Source organism: Guyparkeria halopsychrophila (assembly GCF_044582135.1).
Classification (GTDB): Bacteria; Pseudomonadota; Gammaproteobacteria; order Halothiobacillales; family Halothiobacillaceae; genus Guyparkeria.
This window is the reverse complement of sequence record NZ_JBDODP010000001.1, coordinates 21565-40576: the sequence shown is the minus strand read 5'-3', so window position 1 is coordinate 40576 and position 19012 is coordinate 21565. Positions and strand designations below refer to the sequence as shown.

Annotated in this window: 17 protein-coding genes; 8 read left to right on the top strand and 9 right to left on the bottom strand. The window is 66.2% G+C overall.

Annotation, left to right across the window (positions count from 1 at the left end):
• The first annotated feature begins 153 nt into the window (after positions 1–153).
• Positions 154–1344, top strand: a complete 1191-nt coding sequence (locus ABGV18_RS00195; RefSeq protein ID WP_396584313.1) for a glycosyltransferase — start codon at positions 154–156, stop codon at positions 1342–1344.
• 40 nt (positions 1345–1384) lie between these two features.
• Here ABGV18_RS00195 and modC read toward each other — a convergent pair whose 3' ends face one another.
• The 5 genes from modC to ABGV18_RS00170 all read right to left on the bottom strand — a co-directional run bounded on the left by modC (position 1385) and on the right by ABGV18_RS00170 (position 6349).
• A complete protein-coding gene (gene modC / locus ABGV18_RS00190; RefSeq protein ID WP_396584312.1) occupies positions 1385–2482 on the bottom strand; it encodes a molybdenum ABC transporter ATP-binding protein in 1098 nt (365 codons plus the stop codon).
• 4 nt (positions 2483–2486) lie between these two features.
• The gene (gene modB / locus ABGV18_RS00185) at positions 2487–3179 is read right to left on the bottom strand and encodes a molybdate ABC transporter permease subunit (protein ID WP_396584311.1); all 693 of its coding nucleotides are present in this window, start codon (positions 3177–3179) and stop codon (positions 2487–2489) included.
• Positions 3180–3188: 9 nt separating this feature from the next.
• Positions 3189–3953, bottom strand: a complete 765-nt coding sequence (gene modA / locus ABGV18_RS00180) for a molybdate ABC transporter substrate-binding protein (protein ID WP_396580349.1) — start codon at positions 3951–3953, stop codon at positions 3189–3191.
• A gap of 85 nt (positions 3954–4038) precedes the next feature.
• The gene (locus ABGV18_RS00175; RefSeq protein WP_396584310.1) at positions 4039–4842 is read right to left on the bottom strand and encodes a TOBE domain-containing protein; all 804 of its coding nucleotides are present in this window, start codon (positions 4840–4842) and stop codon (positions 4039–4041) included.
• Positions 4843–4894: 52 nt separating this feature from the next.
• Entirely contained in the window at positions 4895–6349 is a 1455-nt protein-coding gene (locus tag ABGV18_RS00170; protein ID WP_396584309.1) for an FAD-binding domain-containing protein, read from the bottom strand.
• A 48-nt stretch (positions 6350–6397) separates the two neighbouring features.
• On the opposite strand from ABGV18_RS00170, the gene ABGV18_RS00165 reads away from it, so the two are divergent.
• The 6 genes from ABGV18_RS00165 to pstB all read left to right on the top strand — a co-directional run bounded on the left by ABGV18_RS00165 (position 6398) and on the right by pstB (position 15458).
• Positions 6398–7546, top strand: a complete 1149-nt coding sequence (locus tag ABGV18_RS00165; protein WP_396584433.1) for an efflux RND transporter periplasmic adaptor subunit — start codon at positions 6398–6400, stop codon at positions 7544–7546.
• Positions 7543–10626, top strand: coding sequence for an efflux RND transporter permease subunit (locus ABGV18_RS00160; RefSeq protein WP_396584308.1), 3084 nt, complete (start codon positions 7543–7545; stop codon positions 10624–10626). Before ABGV18_RS00165 ends, ABGV18_RS00160 begins: the two co-directional genes overlap by 4 nt.
• A gap of 254 nt (positions 10627–10880) precedes the next feature.
• The gene (locus ABGV18_RS00155; protein ID WP_396584307.1) at positions 10881–11897 is read left to right on the top strand and encodes a PstS family phosphate ABC transporter substrate-binding protein; all 1017 of its coding nucleotides are present in this window, start codon (positions 10881–10883) and stop codon (positions 11895–11897) included.
• A gap of 146 nt (positions 11898–12043) precedes the next feature.
• Positions 12044–13390, top strand: a complete 1347-nt coding sequence (gene pstC, locus ABGV18_RS00150; protein WP_396584306.1) for a phosphate ABC transporter permease subunit PstC — start codon at positions 12044–12046, stop codon at positions 13388–13390.
• A 25-nt stretch (positions 13391–13415) separates the two neighbouring features.
• Complete coding sequence (gene pstA / locus ABGV18_RS00145) at positions 13416–14582, top strand: phosphate ABC transporter permease PstA (protein WP_396584305.1); 1167 nt, start codon at positions 13416–13418, stop codon at positions 14580–14582.
• Between the two features lie 60 nt (positions 14583–14642).
• Positions 14643–15458 (top strand): phosphate ABC transporter ATP-binding protein PstB, encoded by an 816-nt coding sequence (gene pstB, locus ABGV18_RS00140; protein WP_396584304.1) that lies wholly within the window; start codon positions 14643–14645, stop codon positions 15456–15458.
• Between the two features lie 322 nt (positions 15459–15780).
• Here the strand turns inward: pstB and ABGV18_RS00135 are convergent, their stop codons facing one another.
• Positions 15781–16785, bottom strand: a complete 1005-nt coding sequence (locus ABGV18_RS00135; protein ID WP_396580334.1) for a class 1 fructose-bisphosphatase — start codon at positions 16783–16785, stop codon at positions 15781–15783.
• 270 nt (positions 16786–17055) lie between these two features.
• Between ABGV18_RS00135 and ABGV18_RS00130 the strand changes: the two genes are divergently transcribed.
• Positions 17056–17763: a PilZ domain-containing protein gene (locus tag ABGV18_RS00130; RefSeq protein ID WP_396584303.1), complete on the top strand. Its 708-nt coding sequence runs from the start codon at positions 17056–17058 to the stop codon at positions 17761–17763.
• Between the two features lie 31 nt (positions 17764–17794).
• Here the strand turns inward: ABGV18_RS00130 and ABGV18_RS00125 are convergent, their stop codons facing one another.
• The 3 genes from ABGV18_RS00125 to ABGV18_RS00115 all read right to left on the bottom strand — a co-directional run bounded on the left by ABGV18_RS00125 (position 17795) and on the right by ABGV18_RS00115 (position 18854).
• Positions 17795–18100, bottom strand: a complete 306-nt coding sequence (locus tag ABGV18_RS00125; protein WP_396584302.1) for an isoamylase early set domain-containing protein — start codon at positions 18098–18100, stop codon at positions 17795–17797.
• Positions 18101–18266: 166 nt separating this feature from the next.
• On the bottom strand, positions 18267–18623 hold the full coding sequence (locus ABGV18_RS00120; RefSeq protein WP_396584301.1) for a hypothetical protein: 357 nt from the start codon (positions 18621–18623) through the stop codon (positions 18267–18269).
• 3 nt (positions 18624–18626) lie between these two features.
• On the bottom strand, positions 18627–18854 hold the full coding sequence (locus tag ABGV18_RS00115; RefSeq protein ID WP_396584300.1) for a MoaD/ThiS family protein: 228 nt from the start codon (positions 18852–18854) through the stop codon (positions 18627–18629).
• Positions 18855–19012: the final 158 nt, after the last annotated feature.

The following is a 19012-nucleotide window of genomic DNA, read 5'->3' as shown; positions in this document are numbered from 1 at the left end:
AAGGTCGGTACGATTCGATAGCGCCTCTGCGGGACCGCCAACGCCGAGTGCGGGCAAACCCGCAAGCCAGAGATGCCATCGAATCGTACCGACCTTCCCTTGACGAGCGCGACTGACAACAAACCGTCATGGACGCGGGGTAGTTTGGTGCAAATGGAAAAGACACCTGCTTCCCCGGCACTGCACCTGGCCGACGTCACGATGTTCTGGGGGCCGGCCTCGGGCGGCGTGCGGCGTTACCTCGAGGCCAAGCGCGACCACATCGCCGGTTGCCCGGATTGCCAGCACAGCCTGCTGGTTCCCGGCCCCCACCCAGCGTGGTCGGCCGATGCCAATCAATGGTTGCGCCAGTTGCCGGCTTGGCGTCTGCCGGCCGGTGATGGTTATCGCTTTCCCTTGCGAGCCGGCCCCTGGCGCGAGGCGTTGATCGAACTGGCACCCGATGCAATCGAGGCCGGCGATCCCTACGTGACGGCGCACGCCGCCCAGGCCGCGGCAAACCGTCTGGGAGTGCCGGCGGTCGGCTTCTTTCACTCGGATCTTTCGCGGTTGCTCGCGCTGCGCTGCGGCGACTGGGTCAGGCCGCTGTCCGGGCGCTACCTGGCGCGGTTGTATCGTCGCTTCGACTGGATGTTCGCCCCCAGTGACGTCATGGCCAGTCAGCTGGTCGATCTGGGCGTGCGCAATGTGAGTGTGCAGCGGCTCGGCGTGGATACCTCTGTCTTTCGCCCCTCGGCGGTCCAACCGGGACTGCGTGACAGCCTGGGGATCCCGCGAGACGCCCGGGTGTTGGTGTTCGCGGGTCGCAACACGCGCGAGAAACACGTCGACCAGCTGGTCGCGGCGCTCGATGAACTCGACGAGCGTTACTACCTGTTGCTGATCGGCGCTGGCATGCCGGTCGGCAGTCATCCCCGCCTGCGCGTGGTCGATTACGTTGCCGACGAGCACACGCTGGCCGCCTACCTCGCCTCGGCGGACGCATTGCTGCATGCCGGCGATGCCGAGACCTTCGGATTGGTGATCCTCGAGGCGATGGCCTGCGGCCTGCCGGTGGTCGGCGTGGCTGCCGGGGCCACGCCGGAACTGGTCGACGAGGCGGTGGGGGAGCTGGTCCCGAAGGCTCGGGCCGCCGCGCTGGCCCGAGGCGTGACGCGTCTGTTCGAGCGCGACTGGCTGGCGGCAGGCGCCGGCGCGCGCCGACGGGCGGTGCGTCACTACGGCTGGGGACCGCAGCTTGATCGGCAATTGATGAGAATGGGCCAGCTGTGCCGCGAGGGTCGGGTCAGCGACGACATTGGCCGCGAGGCATCGTGGCCAGGGAAGGGCTCGGTTTCCGCCTGATCGCGCCACGCGGGCCCGCGGTTGTGCCGCCCTGCCCGGATTACCTCGCCAGTGCCGCGCTCTTGACCAGGGCGATGACGGCCTGGCCGGCATCCAGCCCCATGTCGGCCACGGCGCGGTCGGTGACCTCGCTGACCAGCCGTTGACCGTCTTCCAGGGTGAGGAACACGGCCCGGCGGCCGGGGGCGCTGGTGTCGATCCGTTCGATCCGGGCCGGGAGCTGGTTCTGCATCGAGATGTTGTCGAGTCGCTCCCGGGCCAGTGCCACGTCGTCGGCGCGCACCCGCAGGCGGCGCGGGCCGTGCTCGGTCGTCGAGCCGTCCGCGCCCAGTTGGAAGGTCACCGGCTGGCCGGTGCCCGTTTGGGGCGCGGTGACGAAGCGCAGCCGGTGCGGGTCGCCGTGGACGTGCTCCACGTGGCCGTCGAGCGAGGCGACCGGGCCTTCCTCGGTGAACAGCGGCGAGTCGACCCGCCCGAGCGCCTCCTTCAATGGCTCGACCCGCTCGACCCGTCCTTCCGCCATGAACACCACCCGGTCGGCCAGCCGTTCCACCTCCGCCGGGGCGTGGGTGATCATCACGGTGGGGATGGCGAAATCGCGGATCACCGTCTCGAACAGGTCGAGCAGTTCGGCCTTGGCGCGCCAGTCGAGCGCGGCCAGCGGCTCGTCCATCATTAGCACGCGGGGTTTGCCGATCAGCGCCCGGGCGATGGCGATCCGTTGGCGTTCGCCGCCGGAGAGGCTGCCCACCGCCCGGTCGAGCAGCGGGCCGATGCCGGTGCGCTCGATGATCTGGTCGCGGTCGATGGCCGCCCCACGGTCTTGCGGCGCGCGCCGGGCGGCGAAGTCGAGATTGCCGCGCACCGTGCGGTGCGCGAGCAGGGCGGCGTGCTGGAAGACCATGCCGATGTCGCGCTGCTCGGCCGGTCGGCCACGACGGCCGTCCTGCCAGACCTCGTCGTGAAAGCGCAGCTGGCCGCGGGTATGCCGGTCCAATCCGGCCATGGCGCGCAGCAGCGTGCTCTTGCCCGAGCCCGAGCGGCCGAACAGGGCGGTCACGCCTTCCGAGTCGAAGGCGAAGTCGCCGGACGCCATCCGGAAGTCGCCGACGGTCAGTGTCAGATTGCCCTCGAACATGGTCTTACCCCAGCCTGGCCGAAAACCGGCGATTAATCAGGTACACGCCCACCAGCGTGACGAAGGCGAAGACCACCATCACCGCCGAGAGCAGGTGGGCTTGGGCGTATTCGAACGACTCGACGTGATCGAAGATCGCGATCGAGACCATGCGCGTCTGCCCCTCGATATTGCCGCCGACCATCAGTACCACGCCGAACTCGCCCATGGTGTGGGCGAAGGTGAGCACCGAGCCCACCAGCAGCCCCTGGCGCGAGAGTGGCAGGATTACGGTGAAGAACCGGTCGACAAAGCCTGCGCGCATCAGCCGGGCGGCATCCAGCACCTCCTCGGAGAGCCCCTGGAAGGCGGACATCATCGGCTGGACCATGAACGGCAGCGAGAACAGCACCGAGCCGATCACCAGGCCGGTGAAGTTGAAGGTCAGCTGGCCGTCGAAGCCGAACAGTCCCAGGAACTGGGTCAGCGCGCCATTGGGGTTCATCGCGATGATCAGGTAGAAGCCCAGCACCGTCGGCGGCAGCACCAGCGGCAGCGAGACCAGCGCCTCGAAGGCCACCCGCCAGCGCGAGCGCATGCGGGAAAGCCCCCAGGCGATCGGTACGCCGATGAGCAGCAGCAGGATGGTGGTCACCGCCGCCACCTGCAGGGTCAGCCAGATCGGGTGGGTGTCGAGCGGGATGCCGAACAGCGTCATGGCCTGTCCTCAGGGCGTGTCGTAGCCATACTTCTCCATGATCGCCGCGCCCTGGTCGCTGCGAACGAAGGCGAGGAAATCGTCGACTACCTCGGGATGCTGGCTGCGGGTCAGCGCGGCGGCGCCCTGCTCGATGGGATCGTAGTCCTCTGCCGGCGGCATCCAGATGTGTCCCTCGTCTGTTACCGGGCTTTGCGGGTCACGTAGTTGCGACAGGGCGACAAAACCCAGCTGGGCGTTTCCGGTGGTGACGAACTGGAAGGTCTGCGTGATGCTCTCGCCGGTGGCGATCTTCCCCTCCGCCCGATAGCGCTGGTAGAGACCACGCTTTTCCAGCACCTGCTGCGCGGCAAGCCCATAGGGGGCCGCCTTGGGGTTGGCCGCGGCCAGGTAGCGGAAGTCGCTGTCGGCCAGGATCTCCTCGGCGCGCTCGTGCACGGGCAGATCGAGGCTGAACAGGGCCAGTTTCCCCCGGGCGTAGACGAAGACGTCCCTTGCCTCGCCGGACTCGGCCAGCTGTTCCGGTCGGCCGGTGTCGGCGGAGAAATAGGCGTCGAAGGGGGCGCCGTTGCGGATCTGGGCCAGGAGCTTGCCCGAGGGGCCGAAGGAGAACCGCACCTCGTGGCCGGAGGACTCTTCCCAGGCCGCGCCGATCTCCTCAGCCGCCTTGGTGAAGTTCGCGGCCACCGCCACGGTGATGGTCTCGGCCTGGGCCGCCGCCGCGGTCAGCCAGCCGCTGGCAAGCAGGGCGGCCATCAGGGTCTTCTTCCACATCTCGAGCTCCTTGGTTTTGTCTTTCGATCGGTTGTTGGGTATATATCGATGCGCCAAGCGAGACACCGCGTGAGTGCTCGCGGGGCTACTCGTCCACGCCCAGGATCACGTGGCTGGCCTTGACCAGCGCGCAGGTCGCCGCCCCCTCGGCAAGGCCCAGCATGTCGATGCTGGTGTTGGTCACCACCGCCGTCAGGCGCGCGCCGCCGGGAAGGGCGACCACCACCTCGCTGTTGACCGCGCCGGTCTCGATGCGCTCGACCGTGCCGCAGAGCTGATTGCGCGCCGAGGTGCGCGAGTCGGCGTCGCTCAGGATCACGAAGCTTGCCTTGATCAGGGCATGCACGGCACGACCCTCGGCCAACGCCATGTCCTCGGCGCTGCGGCGCGTGATCACCGCGACCAGCTCGTCGCCACCGGCCAGCGAGACCACCACCTCGCTGCTGACCGGGCCGTAGGTGATCGCCTTCACCCGGCCGGCCAGGGCGTTCCTCGCGCTGGTCTTCATGTGGATCCTCCGCAGTAGGTCCAGATCGTCGGTCAGCTCGTTGCGTTCGAACAGGGCCAGCAGCTCCTGTTGCATGCCGTTGAGTCGCTTCCAGGCGGCCAGCAGGCGCCGCCCGTCCTCGGTGAGCCCCGCCCCGCCGCCCTTCGACCCGCCATGACGGGTGGTGACCAGCGGCTTGTCGGCGAGGTTGTTGATCGCGTCGACCGCGTCCCAGGCCGCCTTGTAGGTCATGCCGATCGACCGCGCCGCGCCGCTGATCGAGCCGGTCTGTTCCAGGGCGGCCAGCAGCCGCAGGCGGCGATCGGACACCTCGCCGGCACCCAGTTTCAGGCCGAGCGAGCCGGTGAACATCGCGTTATGTTTTTCACTATATATCGACATGAAGCTCAGAACAATGGGGTAATCGGGTGGCCGATCTTACTCGTATCGGCCGTTACCTCTCGTAATCCTTGATCTGCGCGAACGCCTCCAGGGCCGCCTCGCGGGAGGCCTTGAGATCGACGATCGGGCGGGGGTAGGTCTCGCCCAGTGTCACGCCGGCGCGGCTCAGGGTGCCGAGGTCGGCCTCCCAGGGGGCGAACAGCGCCTTGTCGGGCAGCCCGGCCAGTTCGGGTACCCAGCGGCGGACGAAGGCGCCCTCGGGGTCGAACTTCCCGCCCTGCAGCACCGGGTTGAAGATGCGGAAGTAGGGCGCGGCATCCGCGCCGGTGCCCGCCACCCACTGCCAGCCGGCGGTGTTGCTGGGCAGATCGGCATCGACCAGCGTGTCCATGAACCAGTCGGCGCCGATGTGCCAGTCGACCAGGCAGTTCTTGGTCAGGAAGGACGCGACGATCATCCGAGCGCGGTTGTGCATCCAGCCGGTCGCCCACAGGGCGCGCATGGCCGCGTCGACCACCGGAATGCCGGTTTCGCCGCGCTGCCAGGCACCGATGTGGTCGGGATCGTTGCGCCAGGGCAGGTGGTCGAAGCGGGCATCGAGATTGTCGGTCTGCGTCTGGGGAAAGTGGTAGAGCAGATTGGCGCCGAACTCGCGCCAGCCGATCTCGCGCAGGAAAGCCTCGGGGCCCTTGTCGTCGAGGGCATCCGGGTATTCGCATCGCACTCGGGCGACGACCTGGCGCGGGGAGATCTCGCCGAAGTGCAGGTGGGGCGAGAGCCGCGAGGTGCCGTCGAGATCGAGCCGGTTGCGGGTGTCGTGGTAGTGCGAAACGTCGTCGAGGAACGACTCGAACCGATCCCAGGCCCCCGCCTCGCCCGGCGTCCACCACTCGGCAAAGCCGTCGGCCCAGTCCCGCTGCGGCAGCAGTCCGAGCGAGCCGATCGTCTCGCTGTCGATTTCCGCCGGAACGGGGTTGAGGCCCTCGGGTTCGGGCAGGATCGGCTGGTCGATGCCCGCGGCGAGCAGTGCCTTCCAGTAGGGCGTGAATACCTTGTAGGGCGCGCCCTGCTTGTTGAGCACGTTCCACGGCTCGTGCAGGTAGTTGCCGGCAAACGACTCCACCGCCAGGCCCTCGTCGCGTAGCGCTTGCTTGGTGGCGCGGTCGGTGGCGATACCGGCCGGCTCCAGACGCCGGTTCCAGTGCACGGTCGTGGCGCCGGAGTCGGCCGCTAGCCGAGTCAGCACGTCGGCCGGCTCGCCGCGGCGAATGATCAGGCGACCGCCCAACGCCTGCAAGTCACGATCGAGTGCCGCGAGACTGTGATGTAGCCACCAGCGGCTGGCACCGCCGTGGTGAAAGCCGTCACGACGCGCCTGATCGGGCCCCTCGGGCGGCAGGATGTATACCGGTATGATGTCTCCGTTTACTGCGGCCCGCTCGAGGGCCGGGTTGTCCGCCAGGCGCAGATCCTGGCGAAACCAGACGATGGTGGGGGCGTTTGACATGGAATGGTCCGGCTGTCCGTGGACGGGAGAGGGAAATTGCCGGTGAGTATGGCAAAGGAAAGGCGGCTTTTTGCCGCGGGTTGGCCGGCGGGATTCCTGTCGGGCGCGCTGTTGGCCGCCTCGCTGTTGTTTGCGACCCATGCGGTCCAGGCGACCGAGGCGGAAGACGTCGAGGGGGCGGCCGAGACCCTGCCGGTGGTGCTGGTGGCGCCGGTGCGTGCTGGGGTCGATGCCCGGCCGGCGCTGGTGGGTGCGGTGGTCGCGAAGACCGCCAGCGCGCTGGGATTCCAGGTGGCGGGGCGGATCAGTGAGCGGTTGGTGCGGCGTGGCGAGCGGGTCGAGTCCGGTGCGGTGCTGGCCCGACTCGACGACCGGGATTTGCGTGCGCGGCTGGATTCGGCCCGCTCGGCCCTCGCGCAGGCGCAGGCCGAGGCAACGCTCGCCGACCAGGAACTGGCGCGCATCCGCGACCTGTCGAACCGCAATGTCGCCAGCCGGCAACAACTGGATCAAGCCATCTCCCGCCAACGGGCGGCTGCCGCGGCCATGAGTAATGCGGAGGCACGACTGACCGAGGCGAAGAATGCCCTCGACTACGCCGAGCTGCGCGCGCCGTTCGATGGCGTGCTGACCGGCCTGCTGGCCGATGTCGGCGACGTGGTCGCCGCCGGCCAGCCGATGCTGCAATTGGCCGCGGATGCCGGGCGGCTGGTCGAAGTGGCCGTGCCCGAGCGACGGATGCCGACCCTGTCGGAAGGGGCCATGGCCGAACTGGTTGGTGACGGGCAAACGGTGGCGGCCAAGCTCGATTCGGTCAGCGGCGCGGCCGACCCGGCCAGTCGCACCTATGCCGCTCGTTACCGCCTGAACGGGGCGGCGGTCGAGGGGCAGCCCTGGTCGCTGGGGCAGACGGCCATCCTGCGTTTTGCCGGCGGCGAACCGACGTTGCGTGTGCCGGTGGGCGCCGTCTTCGCCCGTGATGGCCAGTCGCGGGTCTTCCGCGTGCAGGACGATGCGGTGCAGGCGGTCGCGGTGACGGTGCGCTCGGTGGCGGGTGATTACGCGGTGATCGCGGGCGACCTGCCCGTCGGTGCGTTGGTGGTGGCCGCGGGCGTGAATCGGCTCCACGATGGCCAGCGGGTCCGCCCGCGCCGCGCCGCCGAGCTGGCCGGCGGGGCCGGGGAGCCGCGGCCTTGAGCCAGCCCGCCGATTCCTCGCGTTTCAATCTCTCGGCGCTCGCGGTCCGCGAGCGCTCGATCACGCTGTACCTGATCCTGCTGGTGGCCGCCGCCGGTCTGTATGCCTTCGTCTCGCTGGGGCGCGCCGAAGATCCGGCCTTCACCCTCAAGGTGATGCTCGCCGAGGCCCACTTGGAAGGCGCGACCGCCCGCGAGATGCAGGAGCAGGTGGGCGAGCCGCTCGAGCGTGCGCTCGACAACGTGCCCTACTTCGATTTCGTCGAGAGCGTCGCCCGCCCCGGTTCGATCTACCTGCGGATCAACTTCGAGGAATCCACCCCGCCCGAGCAAGTCAGCGACACCTTCTATCAGGTGCGCAAGCACCTCTCCGATGCCGAGCCCGAGCTGCCGCCGGGCGTGGTTGGCCCGTTGTTCAACGACGACTTCTCCGACGTCTACTTCACGCTCTACGCCCTGACCGCGCCGGGGGTGTCGCAGCGCCTGCAGGTTCAGGCCGCCGAAACCCTGCGGCGCGAGGCCTTGCGCGTGGAGGGCGTGGACAAGGCGCACCTGATCGGCGAGCAGGTCGACCGGATCGAAATCCGCCTCGACCCGGCGCGCATCCAGTCGCTGGGCCTGTCACTGGATGCGGTGGCCGCCGCGCTTGCCGGCCAGAACCGCATGACCTCGGCCGGGCGGATCGAGACCGACGGTCCGCGCCTGTCTGTGCGCGTCGGTCCGGGGCTGGATGGCGGCGGCACGGACGCAATCGAACGCATTGGCAACACCCCGCTGGTGATCGGCGAGCAGGTCCTGCGTGTCTCGGACGTCGCCGAGGTGTCGCGGCGGCTGGCCGATCCGCCCGCCTTTATCGTCGAGAACAACGGCGAGCGCGCGCTGATGGTGGGCGTGGTCATGGCCGACAACGTCAACGGCCTGAAGCTCGGCGAGCGGCTGGCGGCCTTCGAGGAGCGCATCCAAGCGGGGCTGCCTGCCGGTGTGCAACTGGAGAAGGTCACCAACCAGGCCGATGCGATTCGCCTGGCGGTGGACACCTTTCAGATCAAGTTCCTGCTCGCCCTGGGCGTGGTGATGCTGGTGGGCTTTCTCGCCCTGGGGCTGCGTGCCGGCCTGGTGGTGGCGCTGGCCGTGCCGCTGACGCTCGCGATTACCTTCGTCGTCATGCAGATCACCGGCAAGAACCTCGACCGGATCACGCTGGGGGCGCTGATCCTGTCGCTGGGCCTGCTGGTGGACGACGCGATCATCGCGATCGAGATGATGCTGGTGAAGCTCGAGGAGGGCACCGACCGGGTCGCCGCCGCGGCGCATGCCTGGACGGTCACCGCCATGCCCATGCTGGTGGGCACCCTGGTGACCGTGGTGGGCTTCGTGCCGATCGGCTTTGCCCAGTCGAACGTGGGCGAGTACGCCGGCAACATCTTCTGGATTCTGGGCATCTCGCTGATCGCCTCGTGGGTCGTCGCGGTGGTGTTCACCCCCTACCTGGGGGTGAAGCTGTTGCCGAAGGTCCAGCCCTCCTCCGGCGAGATGTATGCCGGGCGTGTCTACCGCGGGCTGCGGCGGTTGGTCATCGGTTGCGTGCACCACCGCTGGTGGGTGATCGGGGGCACGTTGATCCTGTTTGTCGCCTCGGCCGTGCTGATGGGGCAGGGCGTGGCCAAGCAATTCTTCCCCAGCTCGGATCGCCCGGAATTGCTGATCGATATCCAGTTGCCGGAGGGCAGCTCGATCGGAGCGACCCGCGAGGTGGCCGAGCGCGTCGCCGCGGCGATCGAGGACGATCCGGCACTCGAATCGCTGTCGACCTTCATCGGCCGCGGCGCGCCGCGCTTCTTTCTCGCGCTCAATCCCGAGCTGCCCGATCCGGCCTTCGCCAAGATCATCGCCGTCACGCACGATGCCGAGGCACGCGAGGCCCTGCGCGGGCGCATGCAGACGATGATCGCCGAGGGCGCCTTCCCCGAGGCGCGGGTCCGCGCGCACCCGCTGTTGTACGGCCCGCCGGTGGTCTGGCCGGTGCAGTTCCGTGTCATGGGGCCGGAAGTCGAGCGGCTGGTCGAGATCGGCGAGCGGGTACGTGTGGTGATGGCGGACAATCCGCACCTGGTCGATCCGCATCTGGAATGGGGGCGGCAGATCCCCACGCTGCGCCTGGCGCTCGACCCCGCGCGTCTGGCGGCCCTGGGGCTCACGCCCGCCGAGGTTCAGCAACAGCTCGCGGGCTTGATCAACGGTCGGGCGGCCACGCAGTTGCGCGAGGGCATCCGCGGCATCGACGTGATCGTCCTGGCCAACCCGGAACAGGCGCGCGACCCGGCTCGGCTCGATCAGTTGCCGATCCGCAGCGCCAATGGCGAAACGGTGCCGTTGGCCCAATTGGGCGAGATCGAGGTGGAAAGCGAATTGCCGGTGTTCAAGCGTCGTAACCAGGTCCCCTATCTGAACGTCAACGCCGAGATCCGCGGCGCCCAGCCGCCGGATGCGACCAGTGCCAGCTGGCAGGACCTGGCCGATCTGCGCGCCGATCTGCCGCCCGGTTATCGCCTGGAGATCGGTGGCACCGTCGAGCAGTCGGGCAAGGCGCAGAACTCGATCAAGGTGATCATGCCGCTGATGGTGGTACTCATGCTGACCCTGTTGATGCTCAACATGCGCTCATTCCCCGGCCTGTTCATGGTGCTGCTGACCGCCCCGCTGGGGTTGATCGGTGCCGCCGGGGCGCTGGCGCTGTTCAACCAGCCGTTCGGTTTTGTCGCCCTGCTGGGGCTGATCGGGCTGGCGGGGATACTCATGCGCAACACCTTGATCCTGGTGGGGCAGATCGACGAGAACCGCCGCGCGGGCGATGACCGCTACACCGCCGTGATCGAGGCGACCATTCGCCGTGCCCGGCCGGTGGTGCTCACCGCCCTGGCCGCGGTGCTCGCGTTCGTGCCGCTGACGGCCAGCACCTTCTGGGGGCCGCTGGCCTACACGCTCATCGGCGGGATCGCCGTGGGCACGGTGCTGACCATCGTGTTTCTGCCGGCGATGTATGCGGTGTGGTTCCGGGTCAAGCCGCCGGCCGCGGCCTGACGGCTGGAGCTTGAAGCTGGAAGAGGGCTCGTAGGAGCGGCTTTAGCCGCGATGCTCGCGAGAAAGCGGGAGGTCTGAGGCGGGGGCCTTGGCGGAGTGGGCCGCAGCAAACGCCCAACGGCACATCTCTTCCACTTCCACCTCTATGCTTGTCACCGAACCGTTGTCACAAATTCATCCTGTTGTCACAAACGATCCTCAGTATCCAATCCCGCAAACGCGTTGTGTTGAACACCAATTGAGGAATGACCCGTATGAAACCTTTTGCCGTAACAACGATTGGCCTGGCTGCCGTCGTGGCCGCCTCCATGGGCACCGCCCATGCCCGTGACCAGATCCGCATCGTCGGGTCTTCCACCGTCTTCCCGTTCTCCAGCTACGTCGCCGAAGAGCTGGGCGCGACCACCGATTGGCCGACCCCGGTTATCGAGTCCACCGGCTCAGGCGGCGGCATGAAGCTGTTCTGCGAAGGCGGTGAACTGGACACCCCGGACATCACCAACGCCTCGCGCCGCATGAAGACCTCTGAGTTCGAGCGTTGCCAGGAGAACGGTGTCACCGACATCACCGAGGCCATGGTCGGCTACGACGGCATCGCCTTTGCCCAGAGCAACAAGAACGACAGCGCCGCGTTCACCCGCGAGCAGATCGCCATGGCGCTGCTGGAGAAAGTGCCGGTCGATGGCAAGCTGGTCGAGAATCCGTACAAGAAGTGGAGCGACGTCGACTCCTCGCTGCCGGACCGTGAAATCCGCGTCTATGGCCCGCCGACCACCTCCGGCACCCGTGATGCCTTCGAGGAACTGGTGCTCGAGGCCGTGACCGAGGAGATGGAAGCCTACGGTAACGAAGGCTACGCCAACCTGCGCAAGGATGGTGCCTACATCGACGCTGGCGAGAACGACAACCTGATCGTCCAGAAGCTCGAAAAGGATACCGACGCCTTCGGCATCTTCGGCTACTCCTTCCTCGACGAGAACAGCGACAAGCTGGTTGGTTCGAACATCGACGGCGTCGCCCCGGAGCCGGAAGCCATCGGTTCGGGTGAGTACCCGGTCTCCCGTTCGCTGTGGTTCTACATCAAGAACAGCCACGCCGCCGACGTTCCGGCAATGGGTGACTACGTCGATCTGTTCATGAGCGACAAGATGATCAGCGATCTCGGCTACCTCAAGGGCATCGGCCTGATCCCGCTGCCGCAGGCTGAGCTCGAGCAGTGGCAGGAGCGGGTTTCCGATCGCACCAAGCTGCAGATGTCCGACCTCAAGTAAGCGCAGGATCCGCTTTCCCAGGAGGGGGAAGGGATGCTCATCCAGGGATGGGGATAGCCGGTGGGCTCGCTCACCGGCTTTCTCTTGTCGCAAGCGTTTGGTGTTTTGATGACCGAATGCTTGCAACAGGAGCCAGGTTCTCAATAATGGGCCGCCTGAACATCGCCGCCTCAGCCGACGATCGACCGGATGACCGGCAACGATCGGCCATCGACAAGACGGAACCCGCTGCCATGCAGACCGACCAGATACTGATGACGTTCTTTGCCGGGGTCTTGTTCCTCGGGGTGCTGGGGTTCTTCCTCGGCCGTTCCAAGGCTGCCCGTGTCCGCGCCAGCGGGACGCCCATGCACTCCCAGCCGGATCAATACGCCTGGTTCACCGTCCTGAGCGCCGCGGGTCCGGCGATGGTCGTCGCCATGCTCGCGGCCATCGTGCTGGGCTTGTTCGAAGATGTCTTCCCCGGCTGGTTGGCGGTAGTGGGTGCATTGGGTCTGGGGGCGTTCGGCTTGTTCGTCGGCCTGAGCCGGGTCCGGCCGGAACTGCGCGCCCGCGATTCGCTGGAGGGTGCCGTCAAGTGGGTGCTGGTTGGCGCGGCCTCGATTTCGATCCTGACCACCTTCGGCATCCTGTTCGCGATCGTGTTCGAGGCGATCCGCTTTTTCCAGATGGAGAGCTTCTGGTACTTCATCACCGGCACGACCTGGGCGCCGGGTGACTCCTTCCTCGAAGGCGCTGGGCGTGGCGACGGCTTACCCGAAGCATCCAACAATTTCGGCGCGGTACCGCTGTTCGCCGGCACCTTCATGATCACCGTGATCGCGATGCTGGTGGCGGTACCCATCGGGGTCTCGGCGGCGATCTACATGGCCGAGTTCGCCCCGTCGAAGGTGCGCGACGTGGCCAAGCCGGTGCTCGAGGTGCTCGCCGGCATCCCGACCGTGGTCTACGGCTTCTTTGCCGCGATCACCGTCGCGCCGCTGATCGTCTCGTTGGCGAATTCGGTCGGGCTGGACGCCTCGTTCAATAACGCGCTGGCCCCCGGCATCGTGATGGGCATCATGATCATCCCGTTCATCTCCTCGCTATCCGACGACGTGATCAATTCGGTACCCAACGCCATGCGCGAAGGCTCGCTGGCACTGGGCACCACACGGGCGGAGACGATTCGTTCTGTGGTACTGCCCGCCGCTTTGCCCGGCATCATTTCGGCGACGCTGCTGGGTGTCTCGCGGGCACTGGGCGAGACCATGATCGTGGTCATGGCGGCCGGCATGCGCCCCAACCTCACCGGCAACCCACTCGAGGACATGACCACCGTCACGGTGAGCATCGTCTCGTCGCTGACCGGCGACAACGAGTTCGAGTCGGCAGCGACCCTGTCGGCCTTCGCCCTCGGCTTGGTGCTGTTCGTGATCACGCTGGCGCTCAATACCGTCTCGGTGCTCATGATTCGCCGCTTCCGCGAGAAATACGCGGTCAGCAACCTGTAATTGGATTAATCGGAAGCAACCCGTCATGGCTCAGTCCCTCGACGACATCTCCCGTCAGTTGAAAAAGCGCCACCGCAAGTCGGCCCGCATGAAGTGGCTGTCGATGGCGGCGCTGATCCTGGCTGGCACCTTCCTGCTGGTCTTCCTTGGTGACATGCTGGCAAAGGGGCTGCCGGCCTTCCAGCAGGGCTACATCGAGGTCGAGGTGGACTACAGCGAACGGGCTGCCGAGCTGCCACTGGCCGCGGTCGAGGCGGACTATCGGGACCTGGTCAGCCGCGGTTACCTGCGCCTGATTCCGGGTCGCATGGCCGACGATGAATCGTTGTTGGGAACCACGCAGACCGAGTGGGTGTTGGCTGACGATGCGGTCGACCAGTATCTCAAGGGGCGCAAGGCCCGTCTCAAAGACAAGCAGATCGAGGTGCTCGACCGACTGGCCGAGGAAGGGCGCGCCGAGTTGCGCTTCAACACGGGCTTTTTCACCAATGGTGACTCCAAGTTGCCGGAAATGGCCGGCCTGGCGTCGGCCGCGATGGGCTCGGTTTTGGTGCTGATTGTCACGCTGGCCTTTGCCTTCCCGGTCGGGGTGATGACGGCGGTTTATCTCGAGGAATTCGCTCCGGACAACCGGTTCACGCGCTTTCTCGAGGTCAATATCAACAACCTGGCCGCGATCCCGTCGATCCTGTTTGGTCTGCTGGGTTTGGCGATCTTCATCAACTTCTTCGGTGCACCTCGTTCTTCGGCTCTTGCGGGTGGTCTTACGTTGGGGATGATGACCCTGCCGATCATCATCATCACGTCGCGCGCCGCCCTGCGGGCGGTACCCGACTCGATCCGCCAGGCCGCCTTCGGCGTCGGGGCCACCCGCTGGCAGACCGTGCGCGACCACGTCCTGCCGTTGTCGATGCCCGGCATTTTTACCGGCTCGATCATCGGTCTGGCGCAGGCGCTGGGCGAAACCGCGCCACTGATCATTATCGGCATGATCGCCTACATCCCGGACGCCCCCACCAGCTTCACCCAGGCCGCCACCGTCTTGCCTGCACAGATATTCACCTGGGCGGGCATGCCGGAGTCGTCTTATGTCGAGCGCACCGCCGCGGGCATTCTCGTGCTACTGACGGTGCTCATCTCGCTCAACGCCACGGCAGTCTATCTGCGCAAGAAATTCGAGCACCGCTGGTAATCCCAGCGGCTTGGTCAGAGCCCATTCAATGAACGCCCATCAACGACAGGTACGGCGAGCATGACAACCAAACTCGCATCCCCCGGCGCCCCAGTCACCTTCAGCCCGGAGACCACCCACGATCTCGAAATGACCGTGCGTGATCTCAAGCTCTGGTACGGGGAAAAACAAGCGCTGCACGGCATCGATCTGGACATCTACCAGAACAACATCACCGCGCTGATCGGCCCGTCGGGGTGTGGCAAGTCCACGTTCCTGCGTTGCCTGAATCGCATGAACGATCTGATCCCCTCGGCTCGCGCCGAGGGCGAGGTCATGATGGAAGGCAAGAACGTGCTCTCCAAGCAGGTCGACGAGGTGGCGCTGCGCAAGAAGGTGGGCATGGTGTTCCAGAAACCCAACCCGTTCCCGAAGAGCATCTACGAGAACGTCGCCTACGCGCCGCGCATGCACGACATCGTCTCCAAGGGCAAGGAGCAGGATGAGCTGGTCGAGCGGTCGTTGCGCGCCGCCGGTCTGTGGGACGAGGTCAAGGACCAGCTCGGCCAGCCGGGCACCTCGCTGTCCGGTGGTCAGCAACAGCGCCTGTGCATCGCGCGCGCGATCGCCGTGCAGCCGAGCGTGATCCTGATGGACGAGCCCACCTCCGCCCTCGACCCGATCTCCACGGCCACGATCGAGGAGCTGATGCATGAGCTCAAGCGTGACTTCACCATCGTCGTGGTCACCCACAATATGCAGCAGGCCGCGCGCGTCGCCGACTACACCGCCTTCTTCCACCTCGGGGAAGTGATCGAGTACAACGACACCGCGACCATGTTCTCCACGCCCGAGAAGAAGAAGACCGAGGACTACATCACCGGGCGGTACGGTTAATCCGGAATAGGGGCGGCGCCCGGGAGTGATGAGCGTCCCCGATGAGGCGTATTGCTCCGTGGGAAGCGAGCCGCACCAGCGGCCGTCCCGGTTCGCCGATTGGCGACAGCGTTTGAAGGGGCACGCGCTTGCCGGCGCGTTTCGTTTGCGAGGCAAACTCCCACGGGGAACGGGGGCCACGTCGTCGGGCCGAAAATGAGTGAAAGCGTCCAGGGATAGATCCATGCGTTAGCTTTCTCCCCGTTTCCTGTCCTTGAACAGAAAAAGCCCCGCGAGTCGATGACCCGCGGGGCTTTCTTGCATCCGGGTTGTCCGGAAGGCCTTAGCCTTCCTTGTGGTAATCCCAGAGGCGCTGGACTTCGTTCTTGGAGCCCAGGATGACCGGTACGCGCTGGTGCAGCTTTTCCGGGTCGATGGTCATGATCCGGTCCGGGCCGGTGATCGACAGGCCGCCGGCCTGCTCGACGATCATGGACATCGGGTTGGCTTCGTACATCAGACGCAGCTTGCCGCCGCGCTCGCGGTGCTTGCTGTCGATCGGGTACATGAACACGCCGCCACGCACCAGGATGCGGTGCACTTCGGCAACCATCGAGGCGACCCAGCGCATGTTGAAGTCCTTGTCGCGCTCGCCTTCCTTGCCGGCGAGGCACTCGTCGACGTAGCGCTTGACCGGCGCATCCCAGAAACGCTGGTTCGACATGTTGATGGCGAACTCGGCGGTGTCTTCCGGGATGGTCATGTTCGGGTGGGTCAGCTTGAACTCGCCCACGGAGCGGTCGAGCGTGAAGCCGTCGACGCCGTCACCGATGGTCAGGACCAGGATGGTGGACGGGCCGTACGTCACGTAGCCGGCGGCGACCTGCTCGGTGCCCGGCTGCATGAAGTCTTCCTCGGTCGGGTTCTCCTTGCCGGTGGGGGCCTTGAGCACGGAAAAGATGGTGCCGACGGTGACGTTGACGTCGATGTTCGACGAGCCATCCAGCGGGTCGTAGGTGCACAGGTACGGACCGCGGTGCTTGCCGACCGGCAGGTCGTAGACCTCGTCCATCTCCTCGGAGGCGAGACCCGCGACGTGGCCGCCCTCGGTGAGGATGTCGGTGAACTCGTCGTTGGAGATGATGTCGAGCTTCTTCTGCGTTTCGCCCTGCACGTTCTCGGTCTCGGCCGAGCCCAGCAGGTCGATGAGGTTGCCGCGGCCGACCTGGTCGGCGATCACCTTGCAGCCGGCGGCCACGTCGCTGATCAGGCCGACGAAGTCGGCATCGACGCGGCCCTGGCGCTGGTGCTCGGCCAGGTACTGCGAAAGTCGCTTGGCTTCAGACATGGAAAAGTCCTCTGTGTCAGTCGAATGGGTAAACGGGATTTCGGAGACAGGAAGTCTTTGAATGCGCGGGCATTCAGAGCCACCCTGTCCGAAAAATTGGAGCCTATGGTAACCGATCGTCGGCACCAATCGAACTGTGCCCCACGAGCCGTGTTGCTAAGGGGTTTCCGGGTGGCTGCAGGGTGGGGGCAAAATGGGTATGCTTGTCGGCGCTCATGTCCGGGCGGCGCTGGCCGCTCGAACGAACCCACGGATTCGGAGTCATCGGTCTTGGACGATCAGGACATCAAAACCGTCCGCGCCCCCCGCGCCATTGAGCGCACGCTCGAGCGATTGTTCGAGGCGCGCGGCCATGTCTGGCTGATCCCCGATGACGACCCCGACTTCCAGGGCCAGGTGCAGGTGGTGGGCAACGAGCCCGCCGCCCGCCGGCTGGTGCTCGACTGCCCCGATCCCGTGGTGCTTCGCCACGTGCTGCAAGCCCGCCAGGTGCGGCTGCAGGCGGTCATCGACGGCCTGCTGAACTGGTTTTATACCGCCGACCTAGCGACCCGTGAAGAGGATGGCGACTGCTACTTGAGTGTCGGCTATCCCGAGCTCATGCAGCGGCTCCAGCGCCGCGCGGCCTTTCGAGTCGACCTGCCTCCGGATGTGCCCGGTACGCTGGCGTTCTGTCCGTCGATGCCGCAAGGCGTCACGTCCGGGGACGTGGTCAACCTCTCGGCCACCGGTTGCGCGGTGAGCGTGGTGGGTGGCAAGGACCCGGGGCTCAAACCCGGCGACGAGGTCAGCGCCGCGCGCCTGAAGGTCGGCGACAGCATCGACGTGCGCCTGGAATTCATCGTGCGCAACCGCCGACCGGGCGTGGGCAAGAGCGTGGTCTATGGGCTGGAGTTCTCCGCACTGCCCCCGCGTGACAGCCAGCTGATCGACCGCGAGGTCATGCGCCTGCAGCGCCTGAGACTGACCCGGGGTTGATACCGGGGGCTGATGTCCGGGGCGAGGCGTCTCAGGTGCGCAGCACGCTATTGTCGCCGGTGCCGTACGGGTTGGGCACGTAGTCGTCGGCCGCCTCGTCGTTGTCCCAGCGGTCCTCGTCGATCAGGTAGCGAAAGGCGTACTCGCCGCCCTGCGGCAGGCTGACGGTCGTCCGGTAGCTGCCGTCGCGCTGGCGTTTGAGCGGTATCGTTTCATCGCCCCAGCCGTTGAAATCGCCGCGCACTTCGACGCGGTGTTTCTCACCGTCGTCCGGGCGGTAACTGAAGGTGATGCGACACTCGGGGCGTACCTTGAGCGGTTTTTTCGTGATCGACATGGCCTGAACTCTCTCCTGGATGGACAAACAAAGCCGACAGGGCGTCGGTCGCCTGCATTGCTTAAGCAATGTCGGGCGAACGGGCAATCCAGTCAAGTGCTTGTTTACGCGACGGTCGTGACGGTCGCGTGACCCGGAGGGGTATTTGGCTTGGAGGCGGTCGGGCTCAGCGCGTCAGGTTCTTCTCGAGCACGCGCATCAACCGTCCCTCGCTGACCAGTCCGGCCGTGACGAAGGCCAGCAGCAGGAGCACCAGCAGCCCCACGGCCAGGAACAACATCGGCGCGGTCACGGCCAGCAGGGCCTGGGTGGCCGAGTCGAGGTTGCCGGTCTGCATCAGGTCGAGCACGTGCAACGGATTGACCAGGATGGGGTTTTGCAAGAAGGCCCAGACATAGAAGCCGATGGTCACTACGCCCAGCAGCAGCGCGATCACCGGCCAGATGCGAATCAGCCGGCGTCGGCGGGAAATGATCTGGCGCATCTCCCGGTGCATGTCGTTGGCGGGCAGCTTTTTGGCCATGGTTCAGCCTCCGGTCACCGGTGGGAAGAAGGCAACCTCGTCGCCATCCGAGAGCGGATGATCCAGGTCGACATACTCGTGATTGACGGCCGCCAGGGTGTTGCTGGGGCGCTCGACATCGGTGACCCGCCGCCAGGCTTCGGCCACCGTGGCCGGGGTCTGGTCGAGCCGGGTCTCATCGAAGCCGATGCGCTCACGCAGGCTGGCAAACAGGCGGATGGTGATACTCATGGTCGGTCGTTTCGCTGACGGTGTGTGTCGGTTCTGCCGGCCGTTTCGACACATGCGAACGCCCGGTCTGGCCCCGCCTATTGTCTGCTAAAGTCTGAACCAATCCTAGTCCGGATTGTGACCCGAGACACTCGAATCGACCGGGCCAATCGGACCAC